Source organism: Brevundimonas sp., assembly GCF_036405315.1.
Taxonomy (GTDB): Bacteria; Pseudomonadota; Alphaproteobacteria; order Caulobacterales; family Caulobacteraceae; genus Brevundimonas.
This window is the reverse complement of the sequence record NZ_DASWXW010000035.1, coordinates 17,858-31,704: the sequence shown is the minus strand read 5'-3', so window position 1 is coordinate 31,704 and position 13,847 is coordinate 17,858. Positions and strand designations below refer to the sequence as shown.

Below are 13,847 nucleotides of genomic sequence, written 5' to 3'. Positions count from 1 at the left end.
ACGCGGTACGAACCGATGTCGACCTTCTTGCCGTCGACGGTCACGTGGCCGTGGCTGACGAACTGGCGAGCGGCCCAGACGGTCGGGACGAACTTGGCGCGGTAGACGATGGCGTCCAGGCGCGATTCCAGCAGACCGATCAGGTTTTCCGAGGTGTTGCCCTTGCGGCGGCCGGCTTCGGCGTAGATGGCCGAGAACTGCTTCTCGGTGATGTTGCCGTAGTAGCCCTTGAGCTTCTGCTTGGCCTTCAGCTGCAGGCCGAAGTCCGAAACCTTCGACTTACGACGCTGGCCGTGCTGGCCCGGGCCGTACGAACGCTTGTTGACCGGCGACTTGGCGCGGCCCCACAGGTTTTCACCCATGGCGCGGTCGATTTTGTACTTGGCGCTATGGCGCTTGGACATAGGTCACTCTTCATGCTGATGCGGCCCGGCCCCTCCCCGATTGGAGCGGCGATCTCAACGGCGGTCCACGCATCGTCCGTAGTCAGTTCGCGCCTCGGGCCGAAACCCGATGCGAGAAGGGCGGGCTTATGAAGGCCCGCCCCTCCAGAGTCAAGCCAGACGGGCGTTTCAGCCCTTGGCGGCGGCGTACAGCTCGTTGACCTTGTTCCAGTTCACGATGGACCAGAAGGCGGCCAGGAACTCGGCGCGGCGGTTCTGATATTTCAGATAGTAGGCGTGCTCCCAGACGTCGGCGACGAGCAGGGGCGCGCCCTTCTCCTCAGCGAAGTCCATCAGGGAGTTGTCCTGGTTCGGCGTCGAGATGATCTTCAGCTTGCCGTCCTGCACGATCAGCCAGGCCCAGCCCGAACCGAAGCGGCCCAGGCCGGCGGCGTTGAAGGCCTCCTTGAAGGCGTCCATGCCGCCCAGGTCGGCGTCGATGGCGGCGGCCAGTTCAGCCGAGGGCGCGCCGCCCGTGCCGACGGGGGCCAGGCCCTCCCAGAAGAAGGTGTGGTTCCACACGCCGCCGGCGTTGTTGCGCACGGCGACCGGCAGGGTCGACATCTTGGCGAACAGCTCGTCGAACGACTGGCCTTCGACGCCCGCCGCGGCCACGGCCTTGTTCAGGTTGTCGACATAGGTCTGATGGTGCTTGTCATAGTGGAAGCTCATCGTCTCCTTGTCGATGGCGGGCTCCAGCGCGTCGTGGGCGTAGGGCAGCGGGGGCAGGGTGAAGGCCATGGGGAGCTTCCTCTTGGGCGTTTGGATTTCGTCTGGCCCCTATCTAGGGCGGCGCACGAAAGACCCAAGCCCTTACGGCGGCGTTTGTTCAGTTTTTCGCCTGACGACGCCCGATCTGGAACCGGATGGGCGAAACAGCCGTTTTTAGACATCGCCTCGCCTCCCGAGGCCCTGCTCATGGAGGATCGCCGTGCCTGCCCGATCCACCCGCCCAATCGCGCCGCTGAGCGACGCCCAAGCCGAGACCCTGCGGCTGCAACTGTTGGAGATCATCCCTCGCCTGCGCCGCCACCACCTGCTCGACCTGGCCGACGCCCTGCACGACGCCGCCCGCGAACGGCGCGGCGCCGAACCGCGCCATTTTGATCTGAGGGTTTAGACCTCTGGCCGGATGGCGGGGCTGACGCTTGCGCGGCGCGCCGGGTCAGGCAGACTGGCGCGAACGGGAGTTGTGGGGAGCATCGCCATGCTCAAACCTTGCGCCGTCCTGGCCGCCGTCCTGGCCGCCGGACTCACCCTGTTCGCCTGCGCCGCCGGCCCGGCGGAGGCGGTGCGGTCTGCGGACGCCGCCAGGGCCCAATGCCGAACCACCCCGCAGCCCGGCGGCGGCTCGTCAATGGACTGCACCCTGTGGGAACGGACCACGACGACAACCACCACCACGACCAGCGGGCCCAACGGCGAAACCACCACGACGGTCGAGCGAACCCGGACGGGCGGCGACGCCTAGTCCGACAAAGTGATCGCCTTCCTCCCTGTCGTGCAGCGATCGGGAGGAAAGGAGGCTGAGCCCGTGTTCATCTCTCCCCACTTCGGGACGGAGGGCGAGAGTCGAAAACGGCTGCGTCGAATGTTCGCTATGGGTGGATGTGGCGGGTCATGCCCGTCCGTGTTCCTGCCCGGGCCGCTGCTGCCCCGAACCCGACAGCCCCCTTGAGGCAACCGTTCGCCGGGATGCACTGCTGTTCACCGATCCAGGCGTACCATTGACCGAGCCTGGGTGGACGAGCGTGCAGCGAACGGGTCAACCGATGACCGTGACCAGCCCATCTCTCAGTCAACGCGTCGTTGCGCCCTAAGCTCTGGATAACCAAAAGAATGCTGAACAAAATTCCTGCCGCAATCGGCCTGATTGCGATCATCGGCGGTCTTGCCGATAGCGCAAACGCCCGCACAACGCAGATCGCAGAAGCGGACAGCAAGACCGTCGCGATTGAACGCCTGGTCCAAAGCGAGATGGCTTCTCGCCGTATTCCGGGGCTCCAGCTGGCGATCGTGAAAAACGGCGAAATCATCTTCTCGGGCGCTTACGGCCAGTCCGACCTCGAGACCGCGAAGCCTGTGACGGAACACACTGTCTTCGGCATCAATTCGATCAGCAAGGCGTTCACCGGCGTCGCGGCGATGCAGCTTGTCGAGGCCGGAAAACTCGATCTCGATGCATCGGTGACGCAGTATCTCGAAGGGCTTCCGCCGTCCTGGGAAGAGATCACCGTCCGCCAGATCCTGACGCACACGTCCGGCCTGCCCGAGATCATTGACGACAACACCCGACTGATCGACGGCGCCGAGCCCGACGCCGCCTGGGCGAAGGTGCAGGAACTTCCCCTGAGATCTGCGCCCGGGACGCAGTACGCCTACAATCAGACCGGCTATGCCCTGATAGGCAAGATCATCGAGAAGATCTCGGGCAAGCGCTTCGTTGATTTCGTTCGCGAGGGGCAGTTCAACGCGGCGGGCATGCAGCAGGCGCGCTTTGGACACACCGCCGACACCGTGCCCGAGCTCGCCTCGCTCTATACCTATCTGACGCTGAAGATGGAGGGCATGAGGGCCATCGGCGTCGAGCGCAGCGAGACCCCGATGGCGCGCCATGAGACCTGGCCGGCCTACATGCATCCCACCGGCGGCGTTCAGACTACGGCCAGAGATCTGGCCGCATGGGTTATCGCGCTGCAGAATCGGAAACTGGTCAGCGAAAGGGGCCTCGAACAGCTCTGGACGCCGCAGCAACTGCCCGACGGAAGCTATCGCGGCTTCAACCGGACCATCAACGGCTATGGACTGGGCTGGCCGTCCATCCGCCGCGCGGAACATCCGGCGATCACGCCCACGGGCGGCGATCGCGCGGCCATCTTCATCTACCCCGAGGATGACCTTACGGTGATCGTTCTGACGAACCTGATGGGCGCTTCGCCCCAGAAGTTCGTCGACAAGATCGCCTCGCAATACATCCCCGACCTCGCTGTCGAAAACTGACGATAGCGTCTTGTCGCGAGGGCGGCTCTCACGCCCGAGCCTTCCCCGCCGTCATCCCGAGGATAGCAAAGCGCAGCCCCGGGATGACGGGCGTTGAAGGCCTAAGCGGCGTGCAGTTCCTGCTTCACACGTTCGGCCAGGGTCTTGATGTCCAGCGGCTTGGGCAGGAAGGAAACGCCGGTTTCGTCCTGCAGCAGGTCCGAGAAGTCGCTCTCGGCATAGCCCGAGATGAACATGACCGGGGCGTCGCCCAGGAAGGGCCGGGCCTTGCGCAGCAGGGACGGGCCGTCCAGCCCCGGCATGATGACGTCGGAGATCATCATGTCGATCTGACCCGCCCATTCCTCGGCCAGGATCAGGGCCTCCTCGCCGTCGGCGGCCTCGATCACCTCATAGCCGCGCTGGCGCAGCAGACGGGCGGCGATGCCGCGCACGGCGGCCTCGTCCTCGACGAACAGGATGCGGCCCGCGCCCGACAGGTCGCGCGGCGCGGCCTTGACCGCCTTCTCGACCACGGGGGCGGCGACCAGTTCCTCGGCCGAGGCGGCGGGCAGGAAGATGCGGAAGGCGGCGCCGGCGCCCTCCAGATTGCTCACGCTGATGTGGCCGCCCGCCTGCTGGACGATGCCGTAGACGGTGGCCAGGCCCATGCCGGTGCCCTCGTTGACCGCCTTGGTGGTGAAGAAGGGCTCGAAGATCTTGTCCAGCAGTTCGGGCGGCACGCCGGGGCCGGTGTCGGACACCTCGATCAGGGCGATCTCGCCGGCCGCCTCGCGCCAGCCCATGTCGCGGGCCTGGGCCTCGGTCAGGCGGCGGGTCTTGATCGTCACCACGCCCGCGCCCGGCTCGACCACGCCGCGCATGGCGTCGCGGGCGTTGACCGCCAGGTTCATGACGGCGGTTTCCAGCTGGCTCTTGTCGGCCAGGACCAGCGGCATGTCGCGGCCGTAGTCGGTCTCCAGCCGCACGTCCTCGCGCAGCAGGCGGCGCAGCAGGACGGCGAACTCGCCGACCAGTTCGCCCAGGTCCAGCCGCTCGCGCCGCACCGTGGACTTGCGCGAGAAGGCCAGCAGCTTGCGCACCAGATCGGCGGCGCGGATGCCGGTCTGGCGGATCTGGTTCAGCCCGTCATAGGAGGGGTCGCCGACCGGGTGGCGTTCCAGCAGCTCGGACAGCTGCATCTGGATGGCGGTCAGCAGGTTGTTGAAGTCGTGGGCCACGCCGCCGGCCAGCTGGCCCACGGCCTGCATCTTCTGGGCCTGCGACAGCTGCAGCTCCATCGACTTCTGGGCCGAGACGTCGAACAGCCAGACGCGGCGCTTGTCTCCTTCCGGGGCGACATAGAGGTGCAGGTGGCGGTCGGGGTAGGCGCGGGCCACCAGCTCGATCGGACCCGAAGACCCGGCGGCCAGCTTGGTCCTCGCCTCGGTCACGCCCGCCAGGTCGAACAGGTGGCCAAAGGCGGCGTCGCCCGAGGCGGCCGGGCCGGTCAGGACGGCCAGCGCCGCGTTGGAATCCTCGGCCCTGCCCGCGAACAGGTCGTCGCCGGCGATCACCGTGGACCCGAAAGGGGCGCCGGCGGCCATGGCGCGGGCCTCGCCGCTGACCTTGGCGGGGGCGGCGACGGGGGCGGCCTGGGGCACCGGCAGGACGGCGTCGGGCGCGGCGCGGACCAGGAAACGCCCCTGCCCCGCCTGACCGATCAGGACCTCGATCTCGCGCGCGCCGATCTGGACGATGGCGCGGCCCTGATGGCCCTCGCGGGCCTGGGCGAAGGCCATGTAGAGGGCTTGCGCCGACTTGCCGCGCGGAAGCGAAGTGACGGCGCCGTTCTCCTCGGCCCAGGCCCCGTTGTAGGCCAGGACCTGACCCGACGGCCACACCAGGGCGGCGGGCTCGGCCATGGCGTCCAGCATCTCGACCGCCGTGTCGCCGTGGGCGCGGCGCACCTCGGCGCGGCCGAAGGCGAACAGCCAGATCAGGGCCGTGGCCCCGGCCGCGAAGATCAGGATCAGGCCGGGCGCCGTCATCGCATTGGCCCGGAAGGCCGGATAGACCATGGCCGCGACCGCCAGGGCGAAGCCCAGCGCCATCAAGACCAGCAGGGGGTCGAAGGTCGGACGGCGCGTCGCCGCCGCTTTCGTCCTGGAAATCGTCATGGCGTCCCGCCCGCGCGAATCAGTGGTCGTCAGCATATCGAAGCTCTGGCCTGCGCCATAACGGGACAAACCTTTCCTCCCCATTCCGTGGGGAGGTGGATCGACCGCACAGCGAGCGAGACGGAGGGGGCGGCGCCGCGATCGAACGACAGCGCAAGGACGTCAGACATCGCGTCGCCCCCTCCACCGCTTTGCGGCGCCCCTCCCCATGGAATGGGGAGGAAAGCGCCGCCTGCATCGCCGCGTCCTCACCGCCGTTTGCGCCCCTGCATGACGAAGCCGATGACCTTGGCCGCCGCCTCGAAATGTTCGCGCGGAATGACGTCGTCCACCTCGACCGCCGCATAGAGGGCGCGGGCCAGGGGCACGTTCTCGACGATCGGCACGTCGTGTTCCCTGGCCACCTCGCGGATGCGCAGGGCCAGGGCGTCCACGCCCTTGGCGACGCAGATCGGCGCGCCGTCGCCCTGATCCGGCTCATAGCGCAGGGCGACCGAATAGTGGGTAGGGTTGGTGACGATGACGGTGGCGGTCGGCACGGCCTGCATCATGCGCTGGCGGCTGCGCTGCATGCGGATCTGGCGCAGCTTGGCCTTCACGTGCGGGTCGCCTTCGGACTGCTTGAAGTCCTCCTTCATCTCTTCCTTGGTCATCCGCATCCGCTTGGCGAAGCGGAACTTCTGCCAGATGAAGTCGGCTCCGGCGGTGAAGGCCAGGAAGATCAGGGCCGAGATCATCAGCGAGCCCGCCAGGTCGCGCGCGAAGGGCAGGATCATGGCCGGACTCATGGCGGCCAGGTTCTCGAACTCGCGGGCGTGGGGCTTCAGCACCCACCAGCAGACGGCGCAGACGGCCGCCAGCTTGAGGAAGGTCTTGATGAACTGGACGATGCCGTCCGGGCCGAAGATGCGCTTGAAGCCCTCCAGCGGATTCACCGCCGACCACTTGGGCTTGATCTTCTCGGCGGTGAACAGAATGCCCGACTGGGCCAGATTGCCGCCCACGCCGCCGACGATGACCGCCAGCATCAGGGCCGCCAGGAAGGGCGCCACGGCCCAGACGGCGCGCATGCCGATCTCGACGCCCGCCCCGGCCTCCAGCCCGCCGATCATGGCGTGCGGCTCGGCCAGGAAGGGCAGAAGCTGCTCGGCCATCTGCTGCGAGAAGTAGCCGCCGCCGATCAGCAGCACCGCCGCCGCCCCGGCCAGGGACATGGCCGCCGCCACGTCCGGCGACTTGGCGACGTCGCCCTTCTTGCGGGCCTCCTCGAGCTTTCGCGGGGAGGCCTCTTCGGTTTTGGACTCGGGATCGGCGCCTTCAGCCAAGCGCGCCTCCCGTGAACACCCGCGCGGCGGCGCGATAGCGGTCGATGAAGATGGTCCCCATCACCCCCAGGCTGAGGGCGAAGATCGACAGGCCCAGAAGGACGCTGAGCGGCGCGGCGGCGAAATAGACCTGGAACGACGGCATGACCCGCGCCACCAGACCCGAGGCCAGGTTGAAGATCAGGGCGAAGACCATGACCGGCGCCGCCAGCTGCACCCCCAGCATGAAGCTCTGCCCCAGGGTCTTGACCGCCAGGGCCGCGAAGTCGGCGGCGATCAGCGGCTTGGCCGGGGCGATGGCCTCATACGACCCCAGGACCCCCGCGATGAACAGGTGATGGGTGTTGGTGGCGAAGATCAGCGTCACCCCCAGCAGCATCAGAAAGGCCGACAGGGTCGAGCCGGGCTGGGCCTGCAGCGGGTTGGCGCTCTGGGCGAAGCCCAGGGTCGTCTGCGCCGACACGATCTCGCCTGCCGTGACCAGGGCGGTCATGAAGCTGCGCAGGATGACGCCGATGGCCAGGCCGGTCAGGACCTCGCGGATGATCCAGCCGACCATGCCTCCCAGGGTCGGCGGAAGGGCCGGCAGCATCCCCGCCACCAGCGGCCACAGCACCAGCGACAGCAGCAGGGCTAGCGACAAGCGAACGCGCGGCGGCACATAGCTCTCGCCGATGCCGGGAATGGTCATCAGGATCGCGCCGACGCGCGCGAAGATCAGCCCGCCGGCCCAGATCTGATCGGCGGTGGCGTAAGGCTCCATCCGGCGACTACATCCCGGCGATGCGGGCGGCGATCTCGCGCATGAAGCCGCCCAGCAGCGCGCCCATCAGCGGCAGGAACAGCAGCAGGGAGACGAAGATGGCGATGATCTTGGGCGCATAGATCAGGGTCTGCTCCTGAATCTGCGTCAGGGCCTGAAACAGGCCGATGACCACCCCGACCACCAGGCCGACCACAAGCACGGGCGCGCACAGCTGGATCGTCAGCCAGATGGCGTCACGGCCCACATCCAGAACTTCCGCGCCGTTCATCAGCCACTCCCGGGAACTCGGCAGAAAATGCCGACAGGATGGTTAACAGGCCGTTTAGGAAACCCAATCTGTCCGCCCAAGCGTACATTCCATTTCTGACGATGGCGATCTGACGGCTGGATTGATCGCCGCGCCCAGCTATATGGACACGCTATGACCGACCACGCGCACAAACCCTCCGTCTCGCAGGCCGAAGCCGAAGCCGCCGTCCGCACCCTGATCCAGTGGGCGGGCGACAATCCCGACCGCGAGGGTCTGGTGGAGACGCCCAAGCGCGTGGCCAAGTCCTATCGCGAGCTGTTCCAGGGCTATGAGGTCGAGCCGCGCGAATATCTGGAGAAGACCTTCGAGGAGGTCGGCGGCTACGACGAGCTGGTCGTGCTGAAGAACATCCGCTTCGTCAGCTTCTGCGAACACCACATGCTGCCGGTCGTCGGCGTGGCCCACGTCGGCTATCTGCCGACCGACCGGGTCGTGGGCATCTCCAAGCTGGCCCGCGTGGTGCGCGGCTTCGCGCGACGCCTGCAGATCCAGGAAAAGATGACATCGGACATCGCCCACGCCATCCAGGACGTGCTGCGTCCCCACGGCGTCGGCGTGGTCATCGAGGCCGAGCACAGCTGCATGACCATGCGCGGCGTCGATGTCCCCGGCGCCAGCCTGTCCACCAGCTGCCTGCTCGGCACGGTCCGCGAAGACCCCCGGACGCGCGAGGAATTCCTGCGCCTCGTCCGGGGCTGATCTCGACTAACTGCGGATGAAGGCCAGCAGGTCGGCGTTGATGACGTCGGCGTGGGTGGTGCACATGCCGTGGGGCAGTCCAGGATAGACCTTCAGCGTCCCGTTCTTCAGCAGAGGCGCCGACAGCCGAGCCGAGTCGTCGATCGGCACGATCTGGTCGTCGTCGCCGTGCAGGACCAGGGTCGGCACGCTGATGGCCTTCAGATCCTCGGTGAAGTCGGTCTCGGAGAAGGCCTTGATGCAGTCGTAGTGGGCCTTGGCCCCGCCCTGCATGCCCTGACGCCACCAGTTGTCGATGACGCCTTGCGACACCTGCGCGCCCGGCCGGTTGAAGCCGTAGAAGGGGCCGGCCGGCACGTCGCGATAGAACTGCGCCCGGTTGGCCGCCAGGGCGGCGCGGAAGCCGTCGAAGACCTCCAGCGGCAGGCCGCCAGGGTTGGCCGCGGTCTTCAGCATCAGCGGCGGTACGGCCCCGATCAACACCGCCTTGGCCACGCGCCCGTCCGGCTCGCCGTGGCGGGCGACGTAGCGCGCCACCTCTCCGCCGCCGGTCGAGTGGCCGATGTGAACAGCGTTCCTCAGGTCCAGGCGCCGGGCCAGGGCCGCGACGTCGGCGGCGTAGGTGTCCATCTCATTGCCCTCGGCCGTCTGGGTCGAGCGGCCGTGCCCGCGCCGGTCATGGGCGATGACGCGATAGCCCTGCCCCAGGAAGAACAGCATCTGGGCGTCCCAGTCGTCTGCGCTGAGCGGCCAGCCGTGATGGAAGACCAGCGGCTGCCCCTCGCCCCAGTCCTTGTAGAATATCTCGGTCCCGTCGTCGGTCGTGATGAAAGGCATGGGTAAGCATCCTGTCGCCATGGGCCCGCGGGCCCGTTGAAAAGGAGCACGCACGCGCCTGCGTCACGGGCCAGGGCCGTGCGCCAGGGCAGGAACTGAAGGGGCCGGAAGGTCGCCCCGCGCCAGAACCTAACACGGCCCGGACCTCGTCGCGCCCGGCCAGCCGATCACGAATCCGCGCGGCCTCCTTCTTGCGAGTCCCGCGACCGAAGGAGGCCTTCTTCATGGGCTGGACCGCGTTTTCGTCTCATAATGAGCCGCCGCCGATCATGCGCGGGGGGTGGCTGGACGCGCTGCGGTTCATCGTGGCCTCGCTGATCATCCTGCATCACTTCCAGGCCTCGGCGCCCCACGCCCTGGCCGAGGCGGTGCATCCGGTGTTCGAGCGGGGCGGCTTCCTGCTGACCAACTTCTTCCTGATCGACAGCGGCTATGTGCTGATGCGCGTCTACGCCTCATCGGTCGGAAGCGGGCGGATGTCGAAGACGGACTTCTTCCTCAAGCGGTCGCTGCGGGTGTTTCCAGCCCACCTGATCATGGGGGCCTTGCTGGTCGCCATGGTGCTGCTGGGCACGGCGATCGGCCTGCCGCCCAGCCATCCCGAGTGGTTCGCCTGGGACCAGCTGCCGGCCCAACTGGCCCTGGTCCAGTCGTTCGGCGTGCATGGCGGTCTCGGCTGGAACGCGCCCAGTTGGTCGATCTCGGCCCTGCTGGGCTGCTATCTGGCCTTCCCCTGGGTGCTGCGCGGCCTGACGCGGGTCGGGCCGTGGCTGGCGCTGGGCCTGGTGGTCATCGGCTATCTGGCGGCCAATGAGCTGAGCTGGGCCATCCTGAAGTATCCCGTCTATCAGATGCCGCTGAACCTCGGCATCTGGCGCGCCCTGCCGCTGTTCGTCCTGGGCATGGGCCTGGCCTGGTTCGCGCAGGGCGTCTGGATCCATCCCCGTCTGGCCGGATGGGCCCTGCTGCTGGCGACCGTCGGTCTGGCGATCGCGCAGTATTTCGACAAGCACGCCCTGATCTCGCTGGCCTTCATCTCGATCATCATCCTGGCGGCGGGCGCCGTGCCGGTGAAGCGGCCGTCGAAGCTGGTGGAGCAGGCGGCGGTCGTCTCCTTCTCCATGTTCATCTCCAACGAAGTGGTCCGCATCGGCTGGTTCGGTCTGGCCGAGGCTGCGGCGAACAAGCTGAGCCTGGGCGAGGCCGCGCGCTGGGGCCTGTGGGTCATGGGCGTCGGCGCGGCCTTCGTCTTCGCCTTCCTGCTCCACTACGGCGTCGACAATCCGATCCAGAAACGCATCCGCGCCTGGCTGAAGAAACGCGGACACGCCCGCGCCGAGATCAAGGACCCGGTGGTCTCGCTGGAGGGCTAGCCCATCGAGCCGACCAGATGCAGGATATTGCCGTCGGGGTCCTTGAACCAGGCTAGACGCAGGGCGCCGCAGGTGTGGATATCGCCCTCGTGCGGCAAGGCGTCATACTGTTCGAAGGTCACGCCCTTGGCCTTCAGGCCCGCGACGATATCGTCCAGCTCGACGCCGACGTCCCAGCTGACGGCGTTGGCCTGATTGGTCCCGGCGAAGTCGGACTTGTAGACCGTCAGCCAGGTGTTGCCGGTGCGATAGCCCAGCATGTCCTCGTTCGAGGTGTCGGCCAAGTTCAACCCCAGCACGTCGGAATAGAAGGCCCTGGCGCGATCCAGATCCTTCACCGCCACGATGGCCGAGGAATTCTTGTTCTTGAGCATGAGGTCTCTCCCTGATCCGGAGAGAACCGCTGAGGGCGGGGGTTCGATCCCGCGCGCCCTCTTTCACCGTCAGATCGGCATCCGCATGATTTCCTGATAGGCCGAGATGACCTGGTCGCGGACCGCCATCACGGTTTCCAACGAAGCTTCGGCGGACGAGACGGCGGTGACGACGTCGATCAGGTTGCCCTGGCCCTGGACCATCTGGCTCATCTGGGCTTCGGCGCCGCGCGTCTGCTGCGTCGTCGAGTTCATCACGCCTTGCAGCAGTTCGGAGAAGCCGGGACCTTGCGTCGCCGCGGCCGCCGACGGGGCGCTGGGCATGGCCCCGCCCTGAACCGCCGCATAGGCCTTGGCCGCCATCATGGGATTCATGGCCTAGCCCTTACTTCTTGATGATGTCGAGGGTGCGGGACTCCATGTTCCGCGCCGTCTCGATGACGTTCAGGTTGGCCTCGTAGGCGCGCTGCGCCTCGCGCATGTCCATGGCCTCGACCAGGGTGTCGACGTTGGGCCGCTGGACATAGCCCTCGGCGTTGGCCGCCGGGTGCGAGGGGTCGTATTCCATACGGAAGTCGCTCTGGTCCGGGCGGACCTCGGCCAGGACCACGCCGGTCGCGCCGTTGACGTTGCGGGCCTGAAACACCGGGGTCTGGCGCCGATAGGGCTGGCCGCCTGCGACGTTGGCGGTGGATTCCGCGTTGGCGATGTTCTCGGCGATGATGCGCATCCGCGACTGCTGCGCCTTCAGGGCGCTGGAGGCGACGGCCATGGCGTTGTTGCGCGGAGTGACGGGACGGCCGTTGACGGGATCAGACATCTGAATCTCCTGCCTCAGACGCCGGGCTTCTTGGCGGCCATGCGGATCATCTGCATGGACTTCTGGTAGAAGCCGATGGCGGCGTCATAGGCCATGCGGCTCTCGGCCATCTTGAGCATCTGCTCCTCGACCACGACCGAGTTGCCGTCCAGCGTCGTCTCGGAATCCGGCGTGCTGACGGCCTGGAAACGGGCGGCCTGACCCGGCGGCGTGATGTGATGCGCGTTGGTGGCCACCATCTTCAGCCCCCCGCCGGTGCGCATCGCCTCGGCGAAGTCGGTCGGCGTCTTCAGGTCGCGGGCGACAAAGCCGGGGGTGTCGGAGTTGGCGACGTTCTGGGCGATCACGCGCTGACGATCGTCGAGCCATCCGAGACGGCCCTTGATCTGGTTCAGCAGCGGAATGTCGGTGACGGACACGAGGGACCCTCGAACGATGGATCGGCAGAATTTGCCGCCTGCATGGTTAATATTCCGTGTTCCTAAACGCGCCGTTAACCACGAGGCGCGAAACGTGCGGGCGAAGCGGCGCACCTGTGCGCGCTGCCGGGGCTCAGATTTCGCATGAATTTCCTCGACCTGTTCCGGGCGGTGTTCGGCCTGGCCATCACCCTGGGCCTGATCGGCCTGGCGGCCTGGGCGGCGCGCCGCTATGCGCCGCAGATTCTGGCGAAATTCCAGGCCGAGCGCGGGGCGCGTCGGCTGCAGGTGATCGAGACCCTGGTGCTGGACCCGGCCCGGCGTCTGGTCCTGGTGCGGGTGGACGCCGAGGAACGGCTGATCCTGCTGGGCGAGGGCCGCGAACTGATCGAGCCGCGCGGCCAAGGAGATGTGAAATGAGCCGCCCCGCGCTTTTCAGCATGCCGACCCGCGCCGAACTGAAGCGCGCCGCCCTGCTGTCGCTGATCACCACGGCCCTGTGTCTGGTCTGGCCGCTGGGCGCGCTGGCGCAGGAAGTCGCGCAGAACGGATCGGCCATCAACATCGACCTGGGCACCGGCGCGGGCCTGACCCAGCGCGTGGTGCAGCTGGTCGGGCTGATGACCGTGCTGTCGCTGGCCCCCTCCATCGTCATCATGACCACCAGCTTCGTGCGAATCATCGTGGTGCTGTCCCTGCTGCGCACCGCGCTCGGCATGCAGCAGTCGCCGCCCAACGCCGTGCTGGTGTCCCTGGCCCTGTTCCTGAGCGCCATCGTCATGGCTCCGACCTGGCAGGACGCCTATGATTCGGGGGTCCGCCCCCTGCTGGATCAGCAGATGGAGCTGCCCCAAGCCTTCGATGCGGCGTCCGAACCGGTCAAGACCTTCATGCTGGCCCAGGTGGACCGCGACGACCTGGCCCTGTTCACCCGGCTGTCGAAGATCGAGCCCCCCAAGGAGGTGCAGGAACTGCCCCTGCGGGTGGTCACGCCGGCCTTCATGATCAGCGAGTTGAAGAAGGCGTTTGAGATCGGATTTCTTCTTTTCGTTCCGTTCCTTGTGATCGATCTGGTGGTGGCCAGCGTGCTCATGTCCATGGGCATGATGATGCTGCCGCCGGTGGTGGTCTCCCTGCCCTTCAAGCTGATCTTCTTCGTGCTGGTGGACGGCTGGCGGCTGGTGGCGGGAAGCCTGGTCGAGAGCTTCCAGAGAGCATCCGGCGGGGGATAAATCCCCAGCCTCAGGGGCTTTGAAGCTCAGCCGGGCTTGCCAAGCTGCGCCAAACGCGTGTTGATCCTCCGGTCTTCGTCCGGGAATCGG

Annotated in this window: 18 protein-coding genes; 7 read left to right on the top strand and 11 right to left on the bottom strand. The window is 67.1% G+C overall.

Annotated elements, in window-relative coordinates:
* A partial coding sequence (gene rpsD, locus VGE49_RS02565) for a 30S ribosomal protein S4 (RefSeq protein ID WP_331033018.1) occupies window positions 1-404 on the bottom strand: 404 nt, incomplete at its 3' end.
* A gap of 168 nt (window positions 405-572) precedes the next feature.
* On the bottom strand, window positions 573-1,184 hold the full coding sequence (locus VGE49_RS02560; protein ID WP_331033017.1) for a superoxide dismutase: 612 nt from the start codon (window positions 1,182-1,184) through the stop codon (window positions 573-575).
* Window positions 1,185-1,374: 190 nt separating this feature from the next.
* Between VGE49_RS02560 and VGE49_RS02555 the strand changes: the two genes are divergently transcribed.
* The 3 genes from VGE49_RS02555 (at window position 1,375) to VGE49_RS02545 (ending at window position 3,443) form a co-directional block, all read left to right on the top strand.
* Window positions 1,375-1,563 carry a hypothetical protein gene (locus VGE49_RS02555; protein WP_331033016.1) on the top strand — a complete coding sequence of 63 codons (189 nt, stop codon included), beginning with the start codon at window positions 1,375-1,377 and terminating at the stop codon, window positions 1,561-1,563.
* Window positions 1,564-1,650: 87 nt separating this feature from the next.
* Window positions 1,651-1,914 carry a hypothetical protein gene (locus tag VGE49_RS02550; RefSeq protein WP_331033015.1) on the top strand — a complete coding sequence of 88 codons (264 nt, stop codon included), beginning with the start codon at window positions 1,651-1,653 and terminating at the stop codon, window positions 1,912-1,914.
* A 368-nt stretch (window positions 1,915-2,282) separates the two neighbouring features.
* On the top strand, window positions 2,283-3,443 hold the full coding sequence (locus VGE49_RS02545; protein ID WP_331033014.1) for a serine hydrolase domain-containing protein: 1,161 nt from the start codon (window positions 2,283-2,285) through the stop codon (window positions 3,441-3,443).
* 101 nt (window positions 3,444-3,544) lie between these two features.
* Here VGE49_RS02545 and cckA read toward each other — a convergent pair whose 3' ends face one another.
* From cckA to fliQ, 4 genes are all read right to left on the bottom strand, one after another.
* Window positions 3,545-5,638: a cell cycle histidine kinase CckA gene (gene cckA / locus VGE49_RS02540; protein ID WP_414643589.1), complete on the bottom strand. Its 2,094-nt coding sequence runs from the start codon at window positions 5,636-5,638 to the stop codon at window positions 3,545-3,547.
* A 212-nt stretch (window positions 5,639-5,850) separates the two neighbouring features.
* A complete protein-coding gene (gene flhB / locus VGE49_RS02535; protein ID WP_331033013.1) occupies window positions 5,851-6,927 on the bottom strand; it encodes a flagellar biosynthesis protein FlhB in 1,077 nt (358 codons plus the stop codon).
* The gene (gene fliR / locus VGE49_RS02530) at window positions 6,920-7,690 is read right to left on the bottom strand and encodes a flagellar biosynthetic protein FliR (protein WP_331033012.1); all 771 of its coding nucleotides are present in this window, start codon (window positions 7,688-7,690) and stop codon (window positions 6,920-6,922) included. The genes flhB and fliR overlap by 8 nt, the downstream gene beginning before the upstream one ends.
* Before the next feature lie 7 nt (window positions 7,691-7,697).
* Window positions 7,698-7,964, bottom strand: a complete 267-nt coding sequence (fliQ, locus tag VGE49_RS02525) for a flagellar biosynthesis protein FliQ (RefSeq protein ID WP_178826696.1) — start codon at window positions 7,962-7,964, stop codon at window positions 7,698-7,700.
* A gap of 150 nt (window positions 7,965-8,114) precedes the next feature.
* On the opposite strand from fliQ, the gene folE reads away from it, so the two are divergent.
* Entirely contained in the window at window positions 8,115-8,702 is a 588-nt protein-coding gene (gene folE, locus VGE49_RS02520; RefSeq protein WP_313001184.1) for a GTP cyclohydrolase I FolE, read from the top strand.
* 6 nt (window positions 8,703-8,708) lie between these two features.
* On the opposite strand, the gene VGE49_RS02515 is transcribed toward folE, so the two are convergent.
* The gene (locus VGE49_RS02515; RefSeq protein WP_331033011.1) at window positions 8,709-9,539 is read right to left on the bottom strand and encodes an alpha/beta fold hydrolase; all 831 of its coding nucleotides are present in this window, start codon (window positions 9,537-9,539) and stop codon (window positions 8,709-8,711) included.
* A gap of 224 nt (window positions 9,540-9,763) precedes the next feature.
* Here VGE49_RS02515 and VGE49_RS02510 point away from each other — a divergent pair, with 224 nt between their 5' ends.
* Window positions 9,764-10,912, top strand: a complete 1,149-nt coding sequence (locus VGE49_RS02510; RefSeq protein ID WP_331033010.1) for an acyltransferase family protein — start codon at window positions 9,764-9,766, stop codon at window positions 10,910-10,912.
* On the opposite strand, the gene VGE49_RS02505 is transcribed toward VGE49_RS02510, so the two are convergent.
* The 4 genes from VGE49_RS02505 to flgB form a co-directional block, all read right to left on the bottom strand.
* A complete protein-coding gene (locus VGE49_RS02505; RefSeq protein WP_331033009.1) occupies window positions 10,909-11,286 on the bottom strand; it encodes a VOC family protein in 378 nt (125 codons plus the stop codon). The two genes, VGE49_RS02510 and VGE49_RS02505, sit on opposite strands and share 4 nt — an antisense overlap.
* A 69-nt stretch (window positions 11,287-11,355) precedes the next feature.
* The gene (gene fliE / locus VGE49_RS02500; protein WP_331033008.1) at window positions 11,356-11,661 is read right to left on the bottom strand and encodes a flagellar hook-basal body complex protein FliE; all 306 of its coding nucleotides are present in this window, start codon (window positions 11,659-11,661) and stop codon (window positions 11,356-11,358) included.
* Window positions 11,662-11,671: 10 nt separating this feature from the next.
* Entirely contained in the window at window positions 11,672-12,106 is a 435-nt protein-coding gene (gene flgC, locus VGE49_RS02495; protein WP_331033007.1) for a flagellar basal body rod protein FlgC, read from the bottom strand.
* 14 nt (window positions 12,107-12,120) lie between these two features.
* Window positions 12,121-12,525: a flagellar basal body rod protein FlgB gene (flgB, locus tag VGE49_RS02490; protein ID WP_331033006.1), complete on the bottom strand. Its 405-nt coding sequence runs from the start codon at window positions 12,523-12,525 to the stop codon at window positions 12,121-12,123.
* Window positions 12,526-12,669: 144 nt separating this feature from the next.
* Between flgB and VGE49_RS02485 the strand changes: the two genes are divergently transcribed.
* Both VGE49_RS02485 and fliP read left to right on the top strand, forming a co-directional pair.
* Window positions 12,670-12,945, top strand: coding sequence for a FliO/MopB family protein (locus VGE49_RS02485; RefSeq protein WP_331033005.1), 276 nt, complete (start codon window positions 12,670-12,672; stop codon window positions 12,943-12,945).
* The gene (fliP, locus tag VGE49_RS02480) at window positions 12,942-13,757 is read left to right on the top strand and encodes a flagellar type III secretion system pore protein FliP (protein ID WP_331033004.1); all 816 of its coding nucleotides are present in this window, start codon (window positions 12,942-12,944) and stop codon (window positions 13,755-13,757) included. Before VGE49_RS02485 ends, fliP begins: the two co-directional genes overlap by 4 nt.
* Window positions 13,758-13,847: the final 90 nt, after the last annotated feature.